Annotated in this window: 19 protein-coding genes; 12 read left to right on the top strand and 7 right to left on the bottom strand. The window is 70.7% G+C overall.

What is annotated here, in order from left to right:
- Positions 1-31 precede the first annotated feature (31 nt).
- Both ACTWPT_RS04125 and ACTWPT_RS04120 read left to right on the top strand, forming a co-directional pair.
- Positions 32-700, top strand: a complete 669-nt coding sequence (locus ACTWPT_RS04125) for a DapH/DapD/GlmU-related protein (protein ID WP_443175864.1) — start codon at positions 32-34, stop codon at positions 698-700.
- A gap of 16 nt (positions 701-716) precedes the next feature.
- Entirely contained in the window at positions 717-1,841 is a 1,125-nt protein-coding gene (locus tag ACTWPT_RS04120) for an NAD(P)H-dependent flavin oxidoreductase (RefSeq protein ID WP_443175863.1), read from the top strand.
- On the opposite strand, the gene ACTWPT_RS04115 is transcribed toward ACTWPT_RS04120, so the two are convergent.
- The 3 genes from ACTWPT_RS04115 to ACTWPT_RS04105 are packed head-to-tail and all read right to left on the bottom strand — an operon-like array spanning position 1,792 to position 5,941.
- Positions 1,792-2,877 (bottom strand): BadF/BadG/BcrA/BcrD ATPase family protein, encoded by a 1,086-nt coding sequence (locus ACTWPT_RS04115; protein WP_443175862.1) that lies wholly within the window; start codon positions 2,875-2,877, stop codon positions 1,792-1,794. The genes ACTWPT_RS04120 and ACTWPT_RS04115 overlap by 50 nt on opposite strands.
- Positions 2,874-3,791 carry an N-acetylmuramic acid 6-phosphate etherase gene (locus ACTWPT_RS04110; protein ID WP_443175861.1) on the bottom strand — a complete coding sequence of 306 codons (918 nt, stop codon included), beginning with the start codon at positions 3,789-3,791 and terminating at the stop codon, positions 2,874-2,876. Before ACTWPT_RS04110 ends, ACTWPT_RS04115 begins: the two co-directional genes overlap by 4 nt.
- A gap of 11 nt (positions 3,792-3,802) precedes the next feature.
- Positions 3,803-5,941 (bottom strand): alpha-N-acetylglucosaminidase TIM-barrel domain-containing protein, encoded by a 2,139-nt coding sequence (locus ACTWPT_RS04105; protein WP_443175860.1) that lies wholly within the window; start codon positions 5,939-5,941, stop codon positions 3,803-3,805.
- Positions 5,942-6,034: 93 nt separating this feature from the next.
- On the opposite strand from ACTWPT_RS04105, the gene ACTWPT_RS04100 reads away from it, so the two are divergent.
- The 5 genes from ACTWPT_RS04100 (at position 6,035) to ACTWPT_RS04080 (ending at position 11,318) form a co-directional block, all read left to right on the top strand.
- Positions 6,035-7,294 (top strand): ROK family protein, encoded by a 1,260-nt coding sequence (locus ACTWPT_RS04100; RefSeq protein ID WP_443175859.1) that lies wholly within the window; start codon positions 6,035-6,037, stop codon positions 7,292-7,294.
- Positions 7,295-7,333: 39 nt separating this feature from the next.
- Positions 7,334-8,653: an ABC transporter substrate-binding protein gene (locus tag ACTWPT_RS04095; RefSeq protein ID WP_443175858.1), complete on the top strand. Its 1,320-nt coding sequence runs from the start codon at positions 7,334-7,336 to the stop codon at positions 8,651-8,653.
- A complete protein-coding gene (locus ACTWPT_RS04090) occupies positions 8,643-9,602 on the top strand; it encodes a carbohydrate ABC transporter permease (RefSeq protein WP_443175857.1) in 960 nt (319 codons plus the stop codon). The genes ACTWPT_RS04095 and ACTWPT_RS04090 overlap by 11 nt, the downstream gene beginning before the upstream one ends.
- Before the next feature lie 2 nt (positions 9,603-9,604).
- On the top strand, positions 9,605-10,420 hold the full coding sequence (locus tag ACTWPT_RS04085; RefSeq protein ID WP_443175856.1) for a carbohydrate ABC transporter permease: 816 nt from the start codon (positions 9,605-9,607) through the stop codon (positions 10,418-10,420).
- A 139-nt stretch (positions 10,421-10,559) separates the two neighbouring features.
- On the top strand, positions 10,560-11,318 hold the full coding sequence (locus tag ACTWPT_RS04080) for a GntR family transcriptional regulator (protein WP_443175855.1): 759 nt from the start codon (positions 10,560-10,562) through the stop codon (positions 11,316-11,318).
- Here the strand turns inward: ACTWPT_RS04080 and ACTWPT_RS04075 are convergent.
- Complete coding sequence (locus tag ACTWPT_RS04075) at positions 11,296-13,653, bottom strand: GcvT family protein (protein WP_443175854.1); 2,358 nt, start codon at positions 13,651-13,653, stop codon at positions 11,296-11,298. The two genes, ACTWPT_RS04080 and ACTWPT_RS04075, sit on opposite strands and share 23 nt — an antisense overlap.
- A gap of 69 nt (positions 13,654-13,722) precedes the next feature.
- Between ACTWPT_RS04075 and ACTWPT_RS04070 the strand changes: the two genes are divergently transcribed.
- Complete coding sequence (locus ACTWPT_RS04070; RefSeq protein ID WP_443175853.1) at positions 13,723-14,628, top strand: phosphotransferase; 906 nt, start codon at positions 13,723-13,725, stop codon at positions 14,626-14,628.
- A 4-nt stretch (positions 14,629-14,632) separates the two neighbouring features.
- A complete protein-coding gene (locus ACTWPT_RS04065; protein WP_443175852.1) occupies positions 14,633-15,238 on the top strand; it encodes a DUF4126 domain-containing protein in 606 nt (201 codons plus the stop codon).
- Positions 15,239-15,399: 161 nt separating this feature from the next.
- Here ACTWPT_RS04065 and ACTWPT_RS04060 read toward each other — a convergent pair whose 3' ends face one another.
- Together ACTWPT_RS04060 and ACTWPT_RS04055 are read right to left on the bottom strand one after the other, a co-directional pair.
- The gene (locus ACTWPT_RS04060) at positions 15,400-16,206 is read right to left on the bottom strand and encodes an alpha/beta fold hydrolase (RefSeq protein ID WP_443175851.1); all 807 of its coding nucleotides are present in this window, start codon (positions 16,204-16,206) and stop codon (positions 15,400-15,402) included.
- A gap of 3 nt (positions 16,207-16,209) precedes the next feature.
- Positions 16,210-17,013, bottom strand: a complete 804-nt coding sequence (locus ACTWPT_RS04055; protein ID WP_443175850.1) for a glucose 1-dehydrogenase — start codon at positions 17,011-17,013, stop codon at positions 16,210-16,212.
- Between the two features lie 98 nt (positions 17,014-17,111).
- Here ACTWPT_RS04055 and ACTWPT_RS04050 point away from each other — a divergent pair, with 98 nt between their 5' ends.
- Together ACTWPT_RS04050 and ACTWPT_RS04045 are read left to right on the top strand one after the other, a co-directional pair.
- The gene (locus tag ACTWPT_RS04050; protein ID WP_443175849.1) at positions 17,112-17,717 is read left to right on the top strand and encodes a hypothetical protein; all 606 of its coding nucleotides are present in this window, start codon (positions 17,112-17,114) and stop codon (positions 17,715-17,717) included.
- Between the two features lie 64 nt (positions 17,718-17,781).
- Positions 17,782-18,354 (top strand): Uma2 family endonuclease, encoded by a 573-nt coding sequence (locus ACTWPT_RS04045; protein WP_443175848.1) that lies wholly within the window; start codon positions 17,782-17,784, stop codon positions 18,352-18,354.
- On the opposite strand, the gene ACTWPT_RS04040 is transcribed toward ACTWPT_RS04045, so the two are convergent.
- Positions 18,351-18,989: a hypothetical protein gene (locus tag ACTWPT_RS04040; RefSeq protein ID WP_443175847.1), complete on the bottom strand. Its 639-nt coding sequence runs from the start codon at positions 18,987-18,989 to the stop codon at positions 18,351-18,353. The genes ACTWPT_RS04045 and ACTWPT_RS04040 overlap by 4 nt on opposite strands.
- A 269-nt stretch (positions 18,990-19,258) precedes the next feature.
- Here ACTWPT_RS04040 and ACTWPT_RS04035 point away from each other — a divergent pair, with 269 nt between their 5' ends.
- On the top strand, positions 19,259-20,143 hold the full coding sequence (locus tag ACTWPT_RS04035; protein WP_443175846.1) for a serine protein kinase RIO: 885 nt from the start codon (positions 19,259-19,261) through the stop codon (positions 20,141-20,143).
- The last annotated feature ends 4 nt before the right edge of the window (positions 20,144-20,147 follow it).

The following is a 20,147-nucleotide window of genomic DNA, read 5'->3' as shown; positions in this document are numbered from 1 at the left end:
CAGACATGACCTAGCGGTAACTTTGGTCCCTATGTCATTAGTACGGCGGGCAGTGGGCACGCTGATTCACCGAGCCTATCGGGCGATCCGCCACGCCGGGGCGATCACTCCGGCCTCGCCTGGCGGACACCGGTTCCGGCGGCTGGGCGACGGCGCCTGCATCGCGTTCCCCCCCGGCGCGATCTTCGGCGAGCAGTGGATCGAGATCGGCGACCACACGCTGATCGGCGAGCGCGTGTCACTCTCGTGCGGCATGATGCCAGGCCCCGACCTCGGCCCCGACTCGATCCTGCGGATCGGCCGCGGCTGCTCGATCGGCCGAGGCTCGCACATCGTGGCCCACACCTCGATCGACATCGGCGACGACGTCTTCACCGGCCCGTACGTCTACATCACCGACCAGAACCACGTCTACGACGACCCGGGCGTGCCGATCGGCCGGCAGTGGCCGCGCAACAGCCCGGTCTCGATCGGCTCGGGCTCGTGGCTGGGCGCGGGGGCGATCATCCTGCCGGGCACCACGCTGGGCCGCCAGTGCGTGGTGGCGGGCGGGGCCGTGGTCCGCGGAACCTTCCCCGACCACAGCGTGGTCGCCGGGGTGCCGGCCAAGCGGGTGCGCGGCTACACGCCGGAGCTGGGCTGGCACGCCCCGAACGGCGCCGTGGCCGTCGAACCGGGGATGGACCGAACATCCTTCTAACCGTTAGCGTCGTGTCATGCGGACCGCCATCAGTGAGCGCCTTGGCATCGAGTTCCCCCTGTTCGCCTTCAGCCACTGCCGGGATGTGGTGGCGGCGGTCACGAACGCGGGCGGGTTCGGGGTGCTGGGCGCGATCGCGTACTCACCGGAACAGCTCGACACCGAGCTGACGTGGATCGACGAGCGTGTCGGCGGCCGGCCTTACGGCGTGGACGTGCTCGTACCCGGCAAGATCGACGACTCGGTGCTGGACCGGCGCGCGCACCTGTTGGACTTCATCCCCGACCGGCATCGCGACTTCGTCACGCACCTGCTGGCCAAGTACGGCGTGAGCGCTCCGGCGCAGCCTCTGACCGCGGCGGCGGACGAGCTCGGCAGGCGGGTGACGGCGTCGGGGGCGACGGGGCTGATCGACGTGGCGTTGAAGCACCCGATCGGGCTGATCGCCAGCGCCCTGGGCCCGCCGCCGCAGGAGATGGTGGCCAAAGCCAGAGAGGCAGGCGTGCCGGTGGCCGCGCTGGTCGGCACGGTGGAGCACGCCCGCAGGCAGGTGGCGGCCGGCGCGGACCTCATCGTCGCGCAGGGCACCGAGGCGGGCGGGCACACCGGCGAGATCGCCACGATGGTGCTGGTGCCTCAGGTGGTGGACGCGGTGGCCCCGGTGCCCGTGCTGGCGGCCGGCGGGATCGCGTCGGGGCGGCAGATGGCGGCGGCCATGGCGCTCGGCGCCGACGGCGTGTGGTGCGGCTCGGTGTGGCTGACCACGGAGGAGGCGGAGACGGCGCCCGCGGTCAAGAGCAAGCTGCTGGCCGCGTCGTCACTGGACACGGTCAGGTCCAGGTCGCGTACGGGCAAGCCGGCCCGCCAGCTCAAGTCGGCCTGGACGGAGGAGTGGGACTCAGGACCGGAGAGCCCGGGGCCGCTGGGGATGCCGCTGCAGATCCTGCTGTCGGAGGGGGCGATGGCCCGCATCGGGGCGGCGGCGGAGAAGGGCGAGCCGGGGGCGGTGGAGCTGGTCAACTACTACGTGGGCCAGGTCGTGGGCCAGCTCGACCAGGTGAAGCCGGCCCGCGAGGTGGTGTACGACATGATCAGCGAGTTCGGTGCGGCTCTGGAGCGTCTGGCGCGCCTGTCCGAGTGAAGACGTACAGGTAGGGGTGGCGTGGCCGGACCGAGCCGTCCGCGGCGGCCTTGGCCAGGGCGAGCGCGCCGTCGGCCGAGGTCCCGAGCGGCGGCGTGAAGCGGGCGCCGGGCAGCGACTCGCGCACGGTGCTCTGGAACGCGTCCATCAGCAAGTCCGCGGCGTCGAAGAGGCGTCCGCCCCAGGAGAAGACGGGTTCGAGACCGGCCGCGGCGGCGACGGCCGTCTGGCCGAGCTGCCGGCCGGCCTCGGTCCAGATCCGCCGGGCGACCGGGTCGCCGGCGCGGGCAGCCTCGCCGACGCACGGCGCGAACGACGCCAGATGGTGTGCCGCCGAGCCCGACTCGTAGACGAGCGCCACCAGGTCGAGGGGGTGGCCGAAGCGGGCCGTCATGCGTTCGAGCAGGGCGGCCGAGCCACCGGCCCGGCCGTCGTGTGCACGCAGGGCGGCGTGCAGGCCCTGCGTGCCGACCCAGGCGCCGCCGCCGTGGTCGCCGAGCAGGTGCCCCCACCCGTCGGCCTGGTTCCAGACGTCGTTCAGGTCGGTGCCGAGCGTGATGACCCCCGTGCCCGCGGCCACGACGACCCCCGGCTGGAACCCGAGCGCGCCCACGTGCGTCGTCACCATGTCACCGGCGACCACGAGCGTGCCCAGCGCGAACCGCTCCCGCAGCGCCCGCCACAACGTGCCGGGATCCTTGACCAGGCCGGGCAGCCCGGTCACCCCCACCGCCATGCCGGCGAACCGGTCGAGAGCCGGCAGGGCGTTCCGCCCTGGCGCACCGGTCTCCTGCCCGAACCCGGCGATCCGAGCGGGGGTCGCGTGCTCGAACCCGGCGGTCCTGGCCGGGGTCGCGTTCTCCACGACCGCGGCGATCCGGGCGGCGAGCCGGTCGAGGTCGACGCGGCCCTGGTCCCGTGGCACCGGCGCCGAGTCCTCCCCGTAGGCGATCACCCCTCCGGCCTCGATCCGGGCCCTGACTCCCCCGCCGCCGACGTCGACGCCGGCGAATCCGGCCCGGCTCACCCGGCTCACCGAGCCCGCCCGCCGTGTGCCGGGTCGGTGAGCGCCGCCACGGCCGCCCTGACGCCTTGGCGCGTGCCGAGCGCCGCCCGCGCCTCGGCGGCGGAGCAGCCGGTGAGCAGCCGTACGAGCGCCTCAGGAATGGCCCCGTCCGCCTCGGCGAGTGCGGCCCGGCAGGCATCCACGCCGGCGCCGGTGGCCTCCATGAGCAGGCTCACCGCACGCTCGGCAAGCTTGGCGTTGGTGGCCACCAGCCCGACCATGAGATTCCCGTACGTCCGCCCTGCCTTGATCATCAACGCCGTCGAGAACGCGTTCAGCATCACCTTGGTCGCCGTGCCGGCCTTGAGCCGGGTGGACCCGGTCAGCGCCTCCGGCCCGGTGTCGGCGACGACCACGATCTCGGCCAGGTCACGCAGGGGCGCGTCCGGGTTGCAGGTGACCAGCACCGTGAGGGCGCCCGCGGCGCCGGCCGCGTGCAGGGCGCCGGCGACGTATCTCGTCGAACCCGACGCCGTGATCCCCACCGCCACGTCCCCTGACCCGAGGGCCTGGGCGTCGGCCTCTCCCAGCGCCTCGGCGTCCTCGCGGTCGATGGAGGAGTCGGTGAGCGCGACGGCCCCGCCGGCGAAGTGCGCCGTGAACAACTCACGCGCCACCCCGAACGTCGGCGTGATCTCGGTGGCGTCCAGCACCGCGAGCCGCCCCGACGCGCCGGCGCCGAAGTAGTGCACGCGACCGCCCGCGGCAAGCCGGCGATGCGCCGCGTCCACCGCGAGGGCGAGCGGCCCGGTGGCGGCGCGGGCCGCCTCGACGGCGCGGGCGTCCTCGTCCAGCAGGAGCCGGAGGACGTCGCCGGACTCCAGGGTGTCGATGTCGGCGGTGCGGGGGTTGCGGAGTTCCGTGGGCGGTGCCGCCTGACTCATCGTGCTCCTCGTCATTCGTGTGCTGCGTCGAGTGTGCCCGCGTACGTGCTGTGCAGGTGGCGCGACTCCGTGGCCAGGTCTCCGGGCCGCACCGGGGCCGCGCCGTCCCGCAGGAAGGTCTCGGCCCGCTCGCGGAGCCGTTCGCGCAGCTCCGTCTCGGCGCCGGGATCGCCGGCGAGCGCGCGGGCGAGGCCCCGCGCCCACAGCTCCCAGCGGTCGCGGTAGTAGCCGCCGACGAGTCCCGCCCAGTGCCGGCCTGCGTAGTCGTCGAGCAGAGGGCTGTCCGCGGTGCCCCACACCGTGATGATGCGGCGGGCATTGTCCCGCAGGACCTCGCGGTCGGCCGGCCCGGCGGCCCATGACACGGCCTTGTCCTCCCAGTGCCGGAAGGTGTACTCGGGACGGCAGGCCAGCATCCGGTCGAGGTCCTCGAAGACCTTCAGGAACCGGGCGGCACGCCGCGGGTCGCCCGCCGACTCCACGACGTCGAAGTAGAGGCGGTCGGCCACCCTGGCCATGTAGGCGATGCCGGTCTCCACGAGGTCGTGCCCGAGCGGCCCGGCCACCAGGCCGGGATCCTGCTCGGCCACCTCGATCATCCGCTCCCAGGCCTGCGCCAGCACGGCCGGCCGGTACCACAGGGCACGAGAGACGTCGGGTGTCAGCGCGTAGGAGGGGTTGGCGGTGAGCACGCCCTTGAACTGGTCGGGAGTGATCCGCACGCCCTGCGCGTAGACGGTGCCGAGGAGCCCGTGCCAGGCCGCCCGTAGCTCGGCCGTCCCCTGGCCCCCGTAGCGCTGGGTCACGAAGGCGTCGAGCCAGCCGTCGAGGTCGGGGACCCGGTTCCAGATCTGGTCGGCCACCAGCTCGAAGAAGACGGGGTTGTTGCGGGTGGCCTCCATGGACAGGCCGAGCCCGGCGGGCGGGCTCGGCGAGGCCAGGGCCGCGTCGATCCCGGCCGGCACACTACGCAGGTCGGCGGCGGGATCGGTCCGGCCGCCGAAGTTGAGGAGCGCGCACCAGAGCCACGGCTTCCCGGAGAACCCCTCGAAGGTGCGCCACAGCGGATCGTGCTCGGCCCACAGGTCGGCCACGAGCATCCGGTCGTGTGGAATGGCGTCGAGGAACGTGGTGACGCGGTCCTCGGTCCAGAAGTCCCGCTGGTAGGAGAACGGCCAGGCCTGCATGAGCCAGACCGCGTCCGGATCGGCGGCTCGCAGACCGGCCAGCGTCGCCGCCGCCACGGCGCCGGGAAAGGCCGGGTCGGCGTCAATGGGGATCATCTCGATGAAGGGGTCGGCGGCGTACAGGTGGTCGGTGCCGAAGAGCTTGATCTGGGCTTGGGCGATCTCGGCGGCGATGCGCTCGTACAGCGGGTCGGCCGGATCGAGGGCCCAGGTCTCGAACCCCTGCCACTGGCGGCGGCCGGCACGCGCCGTCGATGCGATCTCGCGTGGAACGTGTCCGGTGAAGGCCGGGAGCACGGGCGTCATCCCGAAGGCCCGCTCACGGTCGAGGATGCGTGCCCCGAGCTCGCGATGACTCTCGATCCAGGACGAGGAGAGCGGGCCGGCGAAGTCGTCCAGGCAGCCCATGAACTGGAACGGCAGGTAGCCTGGTCCGCCCAGGAAGCTCCGGATCCGGTCGTCGTCGAGGCCGAGATGGGAGTAGGCGGCGTGCAGTGCGGCCTCGTGGCCGGTGACGGCGAGCGGCATGGTGATGCCGTGCAGGGCCATCCAGTCGATCTCGCGTTCCCAGTCGGCCCAGTCCCAGTAAGGCATCGTGTAGCTGAAGGTGCAGAAGTTGAAGTAATACCCCTCCCGCACTCGGGCCGAGCCCCGGCGGAGCGGGGCGTCGGGAAACGACGTCAACCGCAGGGGCAGCACCGTGTCCCAGCCCACGGACATGTCGCAATGCTCCCGGAGATAGTGATGCAGCGCGACGGCGGCGCTCACCCCGTCCGTTGCGGCGACGGTGAGCATGCCGCCCCTCGCCTCGTACGCGTACTCGCGCCCCTCGCCGCGAGCTCCGTCGTGCGCGGCCGAGCCAGCGAACCGGACCGACTCAGCCACCGGCCCCAGAACGCGATGGGCGAGGCCTCGGACGGTGTCCGCCCACAGTGGCACATGCTCGCCGTCACCGGGCAACATCGCAGATCACACCCCTCGACGAATTAGTTCCGTACGATACATAATTATTATGCTAGCGTGCCAGGACATCGGTCGAAGGGCTCGGAGAGGTTCATGGAACAGCTGGTCGCCGCGGGCACGCAGTTCATGCGGGAGGTCAACGCGGCCGCGATCCTGAGCAGGCTGCGGGCCGAGACCAGCATGAGCGTGTCGGCGCTGGCCAAGGCGGTGGGGTTGTCCAGGCAGGCGGTCACCCGTTCGCTCAACGCCCTGGCCGAAGAGGGCCTCGTCGAGTTCGGCCCCCTCGACCGCGACACCAACCGCGCGGGCCGGCCGGCGCAGCTGGTGCGGTTCCGGGCGGAGGCCGGCCACGTGCTGGGCCTGTCGATCAGCCCACAGGACGTGCGCGTTGCGGTGGCGGATCTGTCCGGCACGGTCATCGCTGCCGACGCGGTGCAGCTCGGCCCCGGTTCCGGCGGGGCCCAGGTGGTGGAGACGCTGCTGTCCACGGTGGCGCTGACGCTGCGGGCGGCCGGCCTCACGACCGGCGACCTCTGGTTCGCCTCGGCGGGCACCCCCGGCATCGTCGACCCGGCGTCCGGGATCATCAAGCTCATCCCGAGCATGCCGGGGCTGACCGGCGACGTCCTCCTGCGCCGGCTGCAGGAGACGCTCGGCTGCCCGATCTACCTGGACAACGACGTCAAGCTGGCGACGCAGGGCGAGCGGTGGCGAGGCGCGCAGCGGCGCGAGGACTCGCTGGTGATGGTCCACTGGGGCGAACGCGTCGGCGCCGGGATCGTGCTCAACGGCGAGCTCTACCGCGGCGCCTCCAACGACGCGGGCGACGTTGGCTTCCTCGATCTGTTCACCGACGCGGCGGGCGGCGGCCCCGCCGAGTCCCGCCATCCCCATGGCCTCGGCCCGTTCGAGTACCGGGTGGGCGGCGAGGAGATCGTGCGCCAGGCCGCCGCGGCGGCCGAACGGGCCGGCGACGCTGAATTCCGCGCTGGGATCGAGGCCGCGGGAGATCGCGCGTTCGAGACCGTGCTGGACGCCGTCGTCGACGGCCGGCCGGCGGCTCTGGAGGCGATGGACGTGGTGGCACGCCGTTTCGCCAAGGGCATCGCCGTGCTCCGAGCCATTCTCAACCCGCGGCTCGTGGTCATCGGCGGCCCATTGGCCAGATGCGGCGAGACGCTGCTGGCGGCGCTCCGGCGGCATCTGTCCGGCGAGCCGCTGGACCAGCCCGCGCTGGAGGTCTCGACGCTCCAGGAGGACGCCGTCGTCCACGGGGCGCTGCGCCACTCGCTGGAGGAGATCGAGCGCACCAGGTTCGGCCTGGTGAGAACCGGTCGTCATGAGGGCCGTTGAGGACCTGACGCCACCACCCCCCGATAGAGGAGAAAGGTCATGCGTATTACGACACCAGCCCGGCGGCACGCGCTCGTGGCGCTGGGCGTCACGGCGACACTCGCCCTGACGGCCTGCGCGGGCACCAGCAGCACGGCCGGCAACCCGGCGCCGAAGGTCGACGTCTCGACGACCATCCCCAGCGACCCGGTGACGCTCACCCTCGCCTATACCAACGACCCGCCGACCAAGGCGCTCATCGACGGCTTCACCAAGAAGCACCCGAACGTCACCATCAAGCCCCAGATGACACCGTTCAACGACTACATCAAGTCCATCAAACTGGCGATGTCGTCCGACGCGGCGCCGGACATCGCCCAGTACAACCCGGGCGCGATGAACTCCCTGGTCCCCGCCGGACTCATCCTGGACCTGGGCCCGTGGGCCAAGGCGTACGGCTGGAACACCAAGTTCCCGCCGGCCAGCCTCGAGGTCCTCAGCTCCGACAAGTCGGCCAAGCAGTTCGGGACCGGTGGCCTGTACGCCGCGCCCGGCGGACTCTCCGTGCTCGGCGTCTTCTACAACAAGAAGATCGTGAAGGAGGCGCCGAAGACGCTGGCCGAGTTCGAGGCCGCGATGAAGCAGGCGAAGGACGCCGGCCACACCCCGCTGAGCAACGGCGCGCTCCAGGTCGGCGGATTCCACCTGTGGAACGCGCTGCTCAACGTCACCGGCGACGTCGCCGACTACCGGTCCTGGGTGTACGGCAAGCCGGGCTCGACGATTGAGAACCCCGCCGCGCTGAAGGCCACCCAGATGCTGACCGACTGGGCGAAGAAGGGATACATCTCCAGCTCGGCGAGCGCCACCGCGGACGCCGACGCGCTGGCGAGCTTCGCCAAGGGCGGCAGCGCGTTCCTGATCACCGGCAACTGGGCCGCCTCCACCCTGGAGACCGAGATGGGGAACGACGTCGGCTTCTTCCTCATGCCGACGGAGTCGGCGGACAAGCCGGCGAACGTCGCCTCCGGGGCGAGCGTCGCCTACGCGATCTCGGCGAAGAGCAAGAACCCGAACGTCGCCGCGGCGTTCCTCGACTACCTGGGCTCGCCGGAAGCGGCGAAGATCGAGTTCGACGGCGGGTTCATGCCGGTCGACACCAAGACCGAGGTGGGCGCCCAAGGGCTGCGCAGCGAGATCGCAACCGTCTTCGCGCAAGTGGCGCAGAACAACGGGATCGTCCCCTTCCCCGACTTCGCCTCCCCCGGCATGATCGACAAGCTGACCCCCGGCATCCAGGGCCTCATCAACGACAAGATGGCCCCCGACGCCTTCCTCCGCTCCCTGCAGGAGTCGTGGGACGCCCACCATGGCTCGTGAGCTGACCTCGTCCGTCTCCCCGCCGCGCGCCGTCGAGGCACGCGACGGGGGGCGGGCGCCCCACGCGCCCGCCCGCCCGCCGCGCTGGCGCGGGCGGCGCGCACGCGGCTGGCTCTACGTGCTGCCCGCGCTCGCGGTGTACCTGGGATTCGCCATCTGGCCGGCGCTGAACACGCTGCGCCTGTCCCTCCTGACGTGGGACGGCATCCTGCCGGCGACCTGGGCAGGCTTCGACAACTATGTCGAGATTTTTCAGGACTCGGCGCTGTACGAGGCCATCCTGCACAGCCTCGTGCTGATCATCTTCTTCTCGTTCATCCCCATCGGCGTCGGGCTGCTCATGACGGCGCTGCTGATGGGGAAGGTGCGCCGGGGGATGACGTTCTTCCGCGTCGTCTTCTTCCTCCCCCAGGTGCTGCCGCTCGTCGCCGTCGGCATCACCTGGCGGTGGCTCTACAGCGAGTCCGGCGTCGTCAACCAGTTCCTCGACCTGGTGGGCCTGGGCGCGATCACCCGCGCCTGGCTGGGCGACTACCAGCTGGCGCTCATCGCGCTCGGGCTCATCGGCACCTGGGTGATGAGCGGGCTCTGCATGATGCTCTTCCTGACCGGCGCACAGAAGATCGACCCCTCCCTGTACGAGGCGGCCAAGCTCGACGGCGCGGGGTCGTTCCGGCAGTTCCGCCACGTCACGCTGCCCGGGGTGCGCAGGGAGATCACCGTCGCCGGCGTCATCACCACGATCGCCGCGCTGGCCAGCTTCGACCTGGTCTTCGTCACGACGAACGGCGGTCCGGCGGGTCAGACCAACGTGCCCGGTCTGCTGGTTTACCGGCTGGCCTTCAACGAGGGCGACATCGGCGGCGCCAGCGCGCTGGCCGTCGTGCTGACCGTGATCGTGGTCGCCGTCGTCAGCGCCGTCCGATACTTCACCAGGGATGAGAGTTGAGCATGCGCGGCGGTGTCAGTCTCAGGTACGGAGTGCTGGTCCTGCTGGCGGTCATGGTGCTGGTGCCCTTCGTCGGCATCATCCTGGCCGCCCTGCATCCGCCCGGCTCGCAGCTCAACGGGCTGAGCATCCCAGACCGATGGTCGTGGGAGAACTTCGCGCTCGCCTGGGAGCGCGGCAACATGACCGCCCTCATGCGCTCGAGCCTATTGATCGCGGTCTTCGTGGTGCCGCTGTCGGTGGTGCTGGCCACGCTCGCCGGCTACGGGCTGGCGATCCTCAGGGTGTGGGGGCACCGGACGCTGTCGTTCGGGTTCGTGATGGGGCTCACGCTGCCGATCGAGCTGATCGTGGTGGCGCTCTACTTCAACCTCCGCGAAGTCGGCCTCACCAACTCCTACGTCGGCATCATCCTGGCCGAGGCGGCCCTGTTCATGCCGTTCGGGGTGTACTGGATGCAGACGCACTTCTCGAACGTGCCCGAGGAGCTCGTGGAGGCGGCGCGCATCGACGGCGCCAGGGATCTCGTGGTGCTGGCGCGGGTGCTGGTGCCCATCTCGTGGCCGGCGATCACCACGCTGTCGGTGCTGTACTTCATGTGGTCGTGGAACCAGTTCATGCTGGTACTGGTGATGATGCAGGATCCGGACCGGCGCACCGCGCCGAGCGGGCTGGGGCTCTTCGTCGGCGAGTACACAACGGACATCCCGTTGCTGGGGGCCGCCTGCCTGATCGTCATCGCGCCGATCGTCGTGGTGTATCTCCTCTTCCAGCGCAGCTTCGTCAGCGGCATCACCCAGGGCGCCATCAAGGGCTGACCTCCCCTGGAAACGGATCCGATCGGCGCACTCCTCCACGCTCTCCCCACGAAAGGACCCTCGGCCACTGTCGGCGGGATGGTCCGGGCGTGGGGCTGGGTTTTTGGCGTTCGTGCCACCCCCCGTGTCAAGATGCGGTGTGGTCGGGACCCCGCCTGAGCTGGAGCGTGGCACCGGCGTCCCCGCGCACGTGCAGATCGAACGATGGCTGCTCGAGTCCATCGACCGGGGCGAGCTGGCGCCGGGCGACCGGCTGCCCGGCGAGCGGGAGCTGGCCGGGCGGCTCGGCGTGAGCAGGATGACGCTCAGACAGGCCCTGGCAACCCTGGAGCACGACGGCGTGCTGGTCAGGGTGCCCGGCAGGGCGGGCGGCGCGTTCGTGGCCGAGCCGCGCATCGAGTGCGACCTGACGGGACTGGCCGGGTTCACCGAGCAGATGCGGCGCGCCCATCTGCGGGCCGAGGCGAGGATCCTGACGGCCAGGACGGTGCCGGCGACGGGCACGGTGGCCAGGGCGCTGGAGGTCGAGGCGGGCTCGCCGGTGCACGAGGTGGCCAGAGTGCGCTCGGCCGGACGCTCGCCGGTGGCGCTCGAGCGCTCCTACTTCCCCGACCTGCCCGGGCTGCTCGACCAGGACCTCACCGGCTCCCTCTACACGCTGCTCGCCACCCACTACGACCTGGAGCCGCGCACCGCGGTCGAGCACCTCGACCCGGTGATCGCCCGTCCCGGGGACGCCGCCGAGCTGGGCATCGCGCCGGGCACGCCGCTCATGCTGATCGAGCGCACGGCCTACGCGGTGGACGGCACGCCGGTGGAGTTCGCGCGCGACCTGTTCCGCCCCGACCGGGTCCGCATCTCGGTGCGCAGCGGCGTCACGGGACCAGCGGGGTCTTGACCACAGTGCCCGGCACCCATGCCCCCTCCACCTCGATCTCGACCTCAGCCCCCGTCTCGGCCGGCAGGTAGGCGTAGGCGATGGACTCACGGGCGGTGTAGCCATACCCGCCGGAGGTGACGCGGGCCACGATCCGCCCGTCCAGCCGGACGGGCTCGTTGCCGAGCGCCACGGCCCGCGGATCGCTCAGCGTCACGCACCGCAGACGCCGCTCGGGAGCGGGGTCCAGGGCGTCCCTGCCGAGGAAGTCCTTGTCCGGCTTGACGCAGAACCCCAGCCCCGCCTCGTACGGCGTGGTCTCCGGCCCGATGTCCGCGCCCCACACCCGGTACCCCTTCTCCAGCCGCAGGCTGTCGATGGCCTTGTACCCGCCGGCCACCAGCCCGTACGGCTCCCCCGCCCGCCACAAGGCCTGCCACAACGCCAGGCCGTACTCGCTGGAGCAGTAGAGCTCCCAGCCGTGCTCGCCCACGAAGGTCACCCGCAGCGCCAGCACCGGCACGTCCCCCACGGTGATCTCCCGCGACGACATGAACGGGAAGTCCATCGGGTCCGGCGTCAGCTCCTTGACGATGTCGCGGGCGCGCGGACCCCACAGGGCGAAGCAGGCGTACTGGCCGGTCACGTCGGCGATCCTGGCCGTGGAGCCGGTGTGCGCGGCCTGCTTGCGCAGCCACCCCAGGTCGTGCGAGCCGAACGCGGTGCCGGTGACGATGAGGAACTCCTGCTCGCCGCGCCGGGTGACGGTGAAGTCGCACTCGATGCCGCCGCGCCGGTTGAGCGCCTGCGTGTACGTGACCGCGCCCACCTCACGGGCGACCCGGTTGTCGCAGACCCACTCCAGCAGTTCCGCCGCGCCGGAGCCGGTGACCTCGATCTTGGCGAACGAGCTCTCGTCGAACAGCCCCGCCGTGGTGCGGGTGGCACGGTGCTCGACCCCGATCGCGGGCGACCACAGCCGGCCCGCCCAGCCTGCCGGCCGCTGCCCTCCCCCGTCCTCGTTGGACGCGTAGTAGTTGACCCGCTCCCAGCCCGACTTCTCCCCGAAGACGGCCCCGTGGGCGGCGTGCCAGCCGTAGGCGGGCGAGACCCGCAGCGGCCGCCCCGCCGACCGCTCGTGCCCGGGGTAGCGGATGTCGTAGTACGTCTCGTAGTTCTCGACCGCCCGCTTGAGCGTGTACGACGGCGAGCGGTAGTGGCGGCCGAACCGGCGCACGTCCATGTGCCAGAGGTCCATGCTGGGCTCGCCCTCGACGATCCACTCGGCCATGACCTTGCCGATGCCGCCCGCGCCCGCGATGCCGTGCGCGCAGAACCCTGCGGCCACGAAGAACCCGGCCACCTCGGTCTCGCCGAGGCAGAACTCGTTGTCGGGGGTGAACGCCTCGGGGCCGTTGATCAGCTTGCGGATGCCGACGTCGGCCATCTCCGGCACCCGGATCCGGGAGTTGTCGAAGATCTCCTCGAGCCTGGGCCAGTCCTCGGGCAACAGGCGGCCGTTGAAGTCGCCGGGCACCGCGTCGTAGGCATTGGGGCCGGCCGTCCAGGGCGCGCACGTGCGCTCGTACCCGCCCATGACCAGGCCCTGCACCTCCTGCCGGTAGTAGACGAGCAGGTCGGGGTCGCGCAGCGTGGGCAGGCCCGTGTGGTCGTGGAAGGCGTCGGTCACCACGTACTGGTGCGACATCGGCACGATCGGGACCCGCACACCGGCCATGCGGCCGATCTCGGCCGCGAACATGCCGCCGCAGTTGACCACGATCTCGCAGGCGATGTCCCCCTGGTCGGTGCGGACCCCGGTGACCCGGCCGTTCACGGTGTCGATGCCCAGCACGCGGGTGCCGGTGCGGATGACGGCGCCGCCCTCGCGGGCCCGCGCGGCCAGGGCGTAGCACAGCTGCGACGGATCGATCTGGCCGTCAGTCGGCAGGTATGCCGCTCCGACGACGCCCTCGGGGTCCATGAGCGGGAACAGCTCCACGGCCTCGGCCACCGAGATCTCCTCCAGCGGCAGCCCGAACGTCCGCGCCCAGCCGATCTGGCGCCGGATCTCGGCCATCCGCTCGGGTGTGGAGGCTAGCTTGATGCCGCCGCATTCGGTCCAGCCGGCGTCGAGGGTGCGGTAGAGCTCGACCGAGTACTGGTTCATCCTGGTCAGTGTGGGGTCGGCGCGCAGCTGGCCGACGAGCCCCGCGGAGTGGAAGGTGGAGCCGCTGGTCAGCTCGTCCCGCTCGAGTACGACGACGTCGCGCTCGCCGAGCTGGGTGAGGTGGTAGGCGACGGACGCGCCGCCCACGCCGCCGCCGATGATCACGATGCGGGCCGAGTCGCTCATGGTCGCGAGGCTAGCCGCCACGCCGTAAAAGGTCTAGACCGTTTAGCGCGGGTCGTCCTAGCATCGAGCATGGCCGTGCCCGAGGTGCTCGATCGTATCCCCTTGCTGTCCGGCGCGCCGCGTACCGTCGAGGAGTTGCCCGGCGGGCTGACCAACCACAACTACAAGGTCGTCACGCCCGGCGGGGCGTACGTGGTGCGAGTGTGGGCCAGCGACGGTGCGCTGCTGGCCATCGACAGGGACGCCGAGCACGCGAACTCGATCGCGGCGGCGGCCGCCGGGGTGGGCGCGCCGGTGCACGCGTACCTGCCCGAGCTCAGGGTGCTGGTGGTGGGGTTCCTGCCGGGGCGGACGTTCACGGAGGCCGATCTGCGGGATCCGGCGAACCTGCCCCGCGTGGCGGAGGCCTGCCGGCGCCTCCACGCCGGGCCGCGTTTCGTCCGCGACTTCGACATGTTCGACGTCCAGCAGCGCTATCTGGAGATCGTCCAGAGTCGCGGTTTCCGACTTCCCGCCAAATATCTCGACTTCATGCCCGCTGTCGCTCAAATCCAGAAATGTCTGGCCCTGCGCGACGAAGGCACCGTTCCCTGCAATAACGACCTGCTGCCGGGCAACATCCTCGATGACGGCGAGCGGCTCCGCCTGATCGACTATGAGTACGCCGGCAACAACGACCCCTGCTTTGAGCTCGGCAACGTCTGGAGCGAGTCCGACCTGCCGCTGGGCCACCTGGAGGAGCTCGTCACCGCGTACTACGGGCGCCGGCTCCGCCACAAGATCGCCCGCGCCCGGCTGCTCGGCCTCATGTCCAAGTACGGCTGGACGTTGTGGGCCTCCATCCAGGACGGCGCCAACGAGAGCATCGACTTCGACTTCTGGTCGTGGGGGATGGCGAAGTACGAGCGGGCCGTGGCCGAGTTCACCGGGCCTGAGCTGACGTCCCTCATGAACGAGGCGGCGAGGGCAGACTAGGGGCATGCTTGCCGCTTTGACCGGTCTGGGCCTGTCCACGGCCGCCGGTTTGAACGCTTACATCCCGCTGCTGGTGGTGGGCGTGTTGTCGAACGTCACCGACGCCGTGAAGCTGCCCGACGGCTATTCCTGGCTGTCCAACTGGGGCGTGCTCGCGGTGATCGCGGTGCTGCTGCTCGCGGAGATGGTCCTCGACAAGGTGCCTGCCGTCGACAGCGTCAACGACGCCATCCAGACCGTCATCCGCCCGGCCTCCGGCGGCGTGGTCTTCTCGGCCACGAACGCCGCCGCCGAGCTGGAGAAGTCCACGTGGATGACGGAGAACCCCTGGGTGGGCTGGCTGCTGGGCATCGTCGTGGCCCTGGCCGTGCACGCGATGAAGGCGGCGGCCCGCCCCGTGGTCAACGCGGGCACGGCAGGCGTGGGGGCGCCGGTGGTGAGCACGGCGGAGGACGCGGGGTCGCTCGGCATGAGCCTGATCGCGGTGTTCGCCCCGATCCTGGTGATCGTCGCGTTGCTGGTGCTCGCCGTCCTGGCCTGGTGGCTGATCAGGAGGGTACGCCGCTTCCGGGCCCGCCGCCGAGCCGCCCGGGGTCAGCCTCCGGGCTGACCCCCACTCCCCCTGCGGGCTGATCCGCCGCCGCTCCCCGCCTCATACGGTGATCCCGGTTAGCGAACAAACCACAACAGACGTGTGAGCGGCACCGTGGCCCCCGCCCCTGGCACGCTCACACGACCGAGGGCCCGGCGGTATCCGCACCGCCGGGCTCCTCACACGCGTAAACGCCGCAGCCACCCTCCCACGAGGTGGACGAACTCGGCCGGGCGCTCCTCGTGCAGCCGATGACTGGAGCCCTCCCAGCACACGACCTTCGACTTCGGCACCTTGAGCAGGCCCGACTCCCAGGTCGCGCGCCCCTGATCGGCCCAGATCGACAACACCGGACACCGCCTGCGTGCCAGGTAGTCGTCGCTGGCCGGCCGCACCCCGATGGCGTCCGGCGCCGTGAACATGGCCTCGAACGCCTCGGCGAGCACGTGCGGCGGCATGCCGTACAGCCTGCGCTTGTGCCAGCGGCGGATGACGGCTGGCGTGGCGGCGTTCGTGCACCACTCGTCGATCGCCTCGGCGACGGCGTGGGGCCGCTCGCCGCGCAGGCCCTCGATCATCTGGGGGAAACCCTGGGCGATGTCGTCGGTGATGCCGTAACCCGGGTCGAGGGCGACGAGCGCGCGTACCCGGTCCGGGTGCTCGACGGCCAGGATCGACACCACCTGGCCGCCCATCGAGTGCCCGACGGCGACGACCTGCGGGACGTCGAGGCGGTCGAGCAGGGCGTTCAGGTCCTCGGCCATCATGCGGGGTGTGTTGCCCGTCTCCGGGACCGACGAGTAGCCGTGCCCGCGCAGGTCGGCGGCGATCACGCGGCGCCCGGCGGCCGCCAGCGCGTCGATGTGCCAGGACCATTGGTGGGAGTCGGTTCCCCAGCCGTGCACCAGCAGCAGCGGCGGCCCGTCGCCACTCCCGTCGTCGGTGTAGAAGAGCCTGATGTCGTCGCCGACGTCCGCGTACGGCATGGCTCACCCCACGTCTTCCTGGCGGGGCAGCAGCGCCGACTCCCCCGCCGTCCAGCCGCCGTCGACGGCGAGCTCGGCGCCGGTGACGTACGAGGCGGCGTCGGACAGCAGGAACACGATCGCCTCCGCCACCTCTTCCGGCTCGCCCCACCGCCCGGCAGGGGCCAGGGGGAAGGTGCCCTCGCCCGACACGGCGCCGAACTGCTGGGTCATAGGGGTGACGATCATGCCCGGGTGCACGGAGTTGACCCGGATGCGGTCCCTGCCGAACTCCAGGGCGGCGATCTTGGTGAGGCCGCGCACGCCCCACTTGGACGCGCCGTACCCGCCCGTACCCGGCAGCGCGAACAGCCCCGCGACCGACGACAGGTTGACGACGGCGCCGCCGCCCGATGTCCGCATAGCGCCGGCCACGGCCTTGAGCCCCAGGAAAACACCCACCAGGTTGACCTGGAGCACCCGCTGGAACTCCTCCAGCGGCTGCTGCTCGATCGGCACCATGGTGGCGATGCCGGCGTTGTTCACCAGGCCGTCGAGCCGTCCGAACTCCTCCACGGTCCGCGTGACCACCTCCGCCCACTGGTCCTCGCTCGTCACGTCGTGCGGAATGAAGCGGGCATCGAGCTCCTTGGCGGTGGCCGTGCCCTCCTCCACGAGCACGTCGGTGAGCACGACCCGCGCACCGGCCGCGACACACCGCCGTGCGGTCGCCGCCCCCATCCCCCTCGCACCTCCGGTGATGATCACAACTTTGCCGTCCAGCACGCGCCACCGCCCCTTCTCCGCCCTGACCGCGAACAAGTGCACTGAAACACAGCCGTCCGTTGCGTATCAAGGGCTTGCTTGGTCGCGCGCGCCAGAACCGCCCGGGCGCACTATCCTCTAGGCATCAACACCAACAGGGGGTGGCGAAGATCGGCGAAGTCCTTGTCATCGTGCTAGTGATCCTGGCGTTCCTCCTGCTGCTGATGGGCGTGGGCGTCTACCTGCTGGTCAAGGTGGGCAAGAAGGCGGCAGGCAAGGCCAAGCAGGCGGCTACACGACTGAGCACGCATGTCAACGCGATGGGCACCGGCGACGCCGCCGAGGTCGAGCGCCTGCGCCTCGACCTGCGCCGCGAGGTGTCGCTCACCCGCCAGGCGGTCGAGCAGGCGCAGCATCAGGGATGGGGGCTCGGCGACCTGCCACGGCTACTGGCCGACCTCGAGGCACAGGCCAACGTGCACGACGGCCAGCTCGGCATGTACGCCCAGCAGCGGCGCGTGTCACCGTACATCGACCATGCCACCCTGGACCGGCTGCGCGAGCACCAGGCCAAGCTGACGGCCATGTGCGCCCGCATCCGCGCCGACCTCCTCGGCGACCAGGTCCACCACACGTCCGCCGGCATCGCCGACCTCGGCTCCCGCACGGACCTGGAGATCGAGGCCCGCCGCCGCGCGCCGGACCCGCTGGAGGAGATCGACGAGCTCTACCGCCGCTCGATGGAGGAACGCAAAGACCTCCCCTGACGGCTACTAAGCGTGGCACAATAGATGCGCCGCGTGAACACGCTGAGGAGGCAGACTGATGACTATGGCCCTTCCTGAGTGGTTCTATCCCGGCCCCCCCGGTGGCTGGACCGCCGACATGCTCGATCATCTTCCCCCCGACGCGCCACAGCACGTCGAGCTGATCGATGGGTCACTCATCATGATGTCGCCGCAGACGCTCTTTCACCTCTATACGGTCGAGCTGATTAAGCAATCCATCAAACCGCCCGCGCATTTGGAGGTCCTGCGCGAGATGACGGTCACTCTGGGCCTGCGCCAGCGGCCGGAGCCCGACATCCTCGTGGTGAAAAGGTCGGCGACCACTTCCATGAGGCTCACCTCCTTCAAGCCGGAGGATGTGCACCTCGTGGTCGAGGTTGTCTCGGATGAGTCCAGGGAGCGGGACCGGACCACGAAGCCGATCAAATACTCGAACGCCGGAATCAAGTACTTCTGGCGGGTGGAGGAAGAAGGCGGCCTCCCTGTCGCGTACACCTTCGAGCTCGAGCCGACGGTCAGGGCCTATGTCCCCACCGGCATCCATCGCAAGCGACTGCAGACCACCATCGGGTTCGACGTGGACATCGACCTCACATTGGGACAGCGACCCGCTTAGGCACGGCCCCACTCCCCGTAAACCAGCGCGGCGAGCTCGGCCTCCGTGGCGCCCTCATTGGCCTTGGCCTTGGTGGCCTGGGCCTGGGCTTTCGTGGGCAGCAGGCCGTCCAGCAGCACAGGCAGTGACAGTCGCCGCAACAGCACCTCCGACTCCGAGATCCCGTACGGTCTGCGCGTCACGGCCACGTTCACCCGCAGCGCATGCTCGTTTCCCGGTGGAACACCTGGACGATCGACCTCGATGGCCGAATACCGGAAGCCGTTCGCCAGGTTGCAGGCGGCGCACGAGGCCGGTCCCCTGCTGAGTCTGCCGCCGCATTCCGCACAGGTCAGGCGGTCGTAAGCGGCGTCGACCACTCGCCACGGATGCTTGTCGGGCTCGTCCACGACCATTTCGGCGATCAGACGCTCCTGCTCGAGCGGCTCGGCCGTACCCTGCCCATGGTCGCGCTCGCACGGGGCTCCGCTGGTCACGCAAGCTACCGCTCTCCGCCCCAGGCTCGCCGCTCCGAACTCACGCTCGAGAAAGGCCCGCCAGCCCTCCTCGACGATCTCGTCCACCAGCGCGGCACACCGGGCACAAGCAGGCGCCCCGGCCGGCTCCCAGTGATCGCACATCCCGCATCGCCGCATGCCCGCACGCTACAAGCGGCTCCGGACCCGCCGCACCGCATTATCGGCCGGCGGACTGGAAACCATCAGCGGGCGAATAAATCGCTTGCGGCACCGGAACACACCCCGGCATACTCGGCCACGTTGATCGTTTGCCGCGACCCGAGGGGAGGGTGAGACCGTGACGACGACTGTTCGCGTGCCGTTTTCCGCGTCCTCATTCTTTCCCACCGCGTGCTCATTGATCTGATCGACGTGCCGGTGGGCCTCACACCTGGAGCAATCCCACCGTGCCGAAGCACTCGCAACACCGCCGCCGTGGCAAGTACGCCCTCGACACCGACGACATCGAATGGCTCGAGAGCACTCCCGACATCGCCGTCGCCGATGACGGCCCGCCCGAGGGTGACCGCTGGTCCACCTGGGACCAGAGCACGCCCACGGAGAAGGGCCCCCGGCCGTACCCCGGCTGGCTGGTCACCGAGCTGGCCGCCGTCGACACCGAGCACGGCGTGCTCAAGACCGGCAAGGAAGCCGACGTCCATCTGATCTCCCGTGGCGTGCCGGGCACGGATCGGGTGTGCCTGCTGGCCGCCAAGCGATACCGCTCCACCGAGCATCGCCTCTTCCATCGCGACTCCGGCTATCTGGAAGGCCGCAGGACTCGCGACGACCGCATGAACCGGGCCATGGCCAGCCGCACCGCGTTCGGCAGGCAGGCGATCGCCGCCCAGTGGGCGGTGGCCGAGTTCGGGGCGTTGTGCAGGTTGTGGGAGCTGGGGGTTCCGGTGCCGTACCCGGTGCAGATCGTGGGGACGGAGATCTTGCAGGAGTTCATCGGAACACCGGACGGGTACGCGGCCCCGCGCCTCGCCCAGGTGTCCGACGGCCTCGACGACCTGTGGGAACAGCTGGTCGCCGCCATGGTCACGCTGGCCCGGGAAGGCCTCGCCCACGGCGACCTGTCTCCGTACAACCTGCTGGTCCACGACGGCAGGCTGGTGATCATCGACCTGCCGCAGATCGTGGACGTCATCGCCCACCCGACCGGCCCGTCGTTCCTGGACCGCGACGCCCGCAACGTCGCCACCTGGTTCGCCGCCAAGGGCGTCGCAGCGGCGGACCCGGAGGCTTTGGCCGCACTCCTGCGTACCGAGGCCGGAATCTCCCGGTGACGCA

The organism is Nonomuraea sp. 3N208 (genome assembly GCF_052245935.1).
GTDB lineage: Bacteria > Actinomycetota > Actinomycetes > Streptosporangiales > Streptosporangiaceae > Nonomuraea.
The sequence above is the reverse complement of the archived record's forward strand: the minus strand, read 5'-3'. Positions and strand labels throughout refer to the sequence as shown.

What these genes read in the sequence shown, in the direction of transcription:
- ACTWPT_RS04125 (WP_443175864.1), top strand. Translation starts at nt 32, where the DNA reads ATGTCATTAGTACGGCGGGCAGTGGGCACGCTGATTCACCGAGCCTAT.
- ACTWPT_RS04120 (WP_443175863.1), top strand. Translation starts at nt 717, where the DNA reads ATGCGGACCGCCATCAGTGAGCGCCTTGGCATCGAGTTCCCCCTGTTC.
- ACTWPT_RS04110 (WP_443175861.1), bottom strand. Translation starts at nt 3,791, where the DNA reads ATGAGTCAGGCGGCACCGCCCACGGAACTCCGCAACCCCCGCACCGCC.
- ACTWPT_RS04105 (WP_443175860.1), bottom strand. Translation starts at nt 5,941, where the DNA reads ATGTTGCCCGGTGACGGCGAGCATGTGCCACTGTGGGCGGACACCGTC.
- ACTWPT_RS04100 (WP_443175859.1), top strand. Translation starts at nt 6,035, where the DNA reads ATGGAACAGCTGGTCGCCGCGGGCACGCAGTTCATGCGGGAGGTCAAC.
- ACTWPT_RS04095 (WP_443175858.1), top strand. Translation starts at nt 7,334, where the DNA reads ATGCGTATTACGACACCAGCCCGGCGGCACGCGCTCGTGGCGCTGGGC.
- ACTWPT_RS04090 (WP_443175857.1), top strand. Translation starts at nt 8,643, where the DNA reads ATGGCTCGTGAGCTGACCTCGTCCGTCTCCCCGCCGCGCGCCGTCGAG.
- ACTWPT_RS04085 (WP_443175856.1), top strand. Translation starts at nt 9,605, where the DNA reads ATGCGCGGCGGTGTCAGTCTCAGGTACGGAGTGCTGGTCCTGCTGGCG.
- ACTWPT_RS04075 (WP_443175854.1), bottom strand. Translation starts at nt 13,653, where the DNA reads ATGAGCGACTCGGCCCGCATCGTGATCATCGGCGGCGGCGTGGGCGGC.
- ACTWPT_RS04070 (WP_443175853.1), top strand. Translation starts at nt 13,723, where the DNA reads ATGGCCGTGCCCGAGGTGCTCGATCGTATCCCCTTGCTGTCCGGCGCG.
- ACTWPT_RS04065 (WP_443175852.1), top strand. Translation starts at nt 14,633, where the DNA reads ATGCTTGCCGCTTTGACCGGTCTGGGCCTGTCCACGGCCGCCGGTTTG.
- ACTWPT_RS04060 (WP_443175851.1), bottom strand. Translation starts at nt 16,206, where the DNA reads ATGCCGTACGCGGACGTCGGCGACGACATCAGGCTCTTCTACACCGAC.
- ACTWPT_RS04045 (WP_443175848.1), top strand. Translation starts at nt 17,782, where the DNA reads ATGGCCCTTCCTGAGTGGTTCTATCCCGGCCCCCCCGGTGGCTGGACC.
- ACTWPT_RS04040 (WP_443175847.1), bottom strand. Translation starts at nt 18,989, where the DNA reads ATGCGGCGATGCGGGATGTGCGATCACTGGGAGCCGGCCGGGGCGCCT.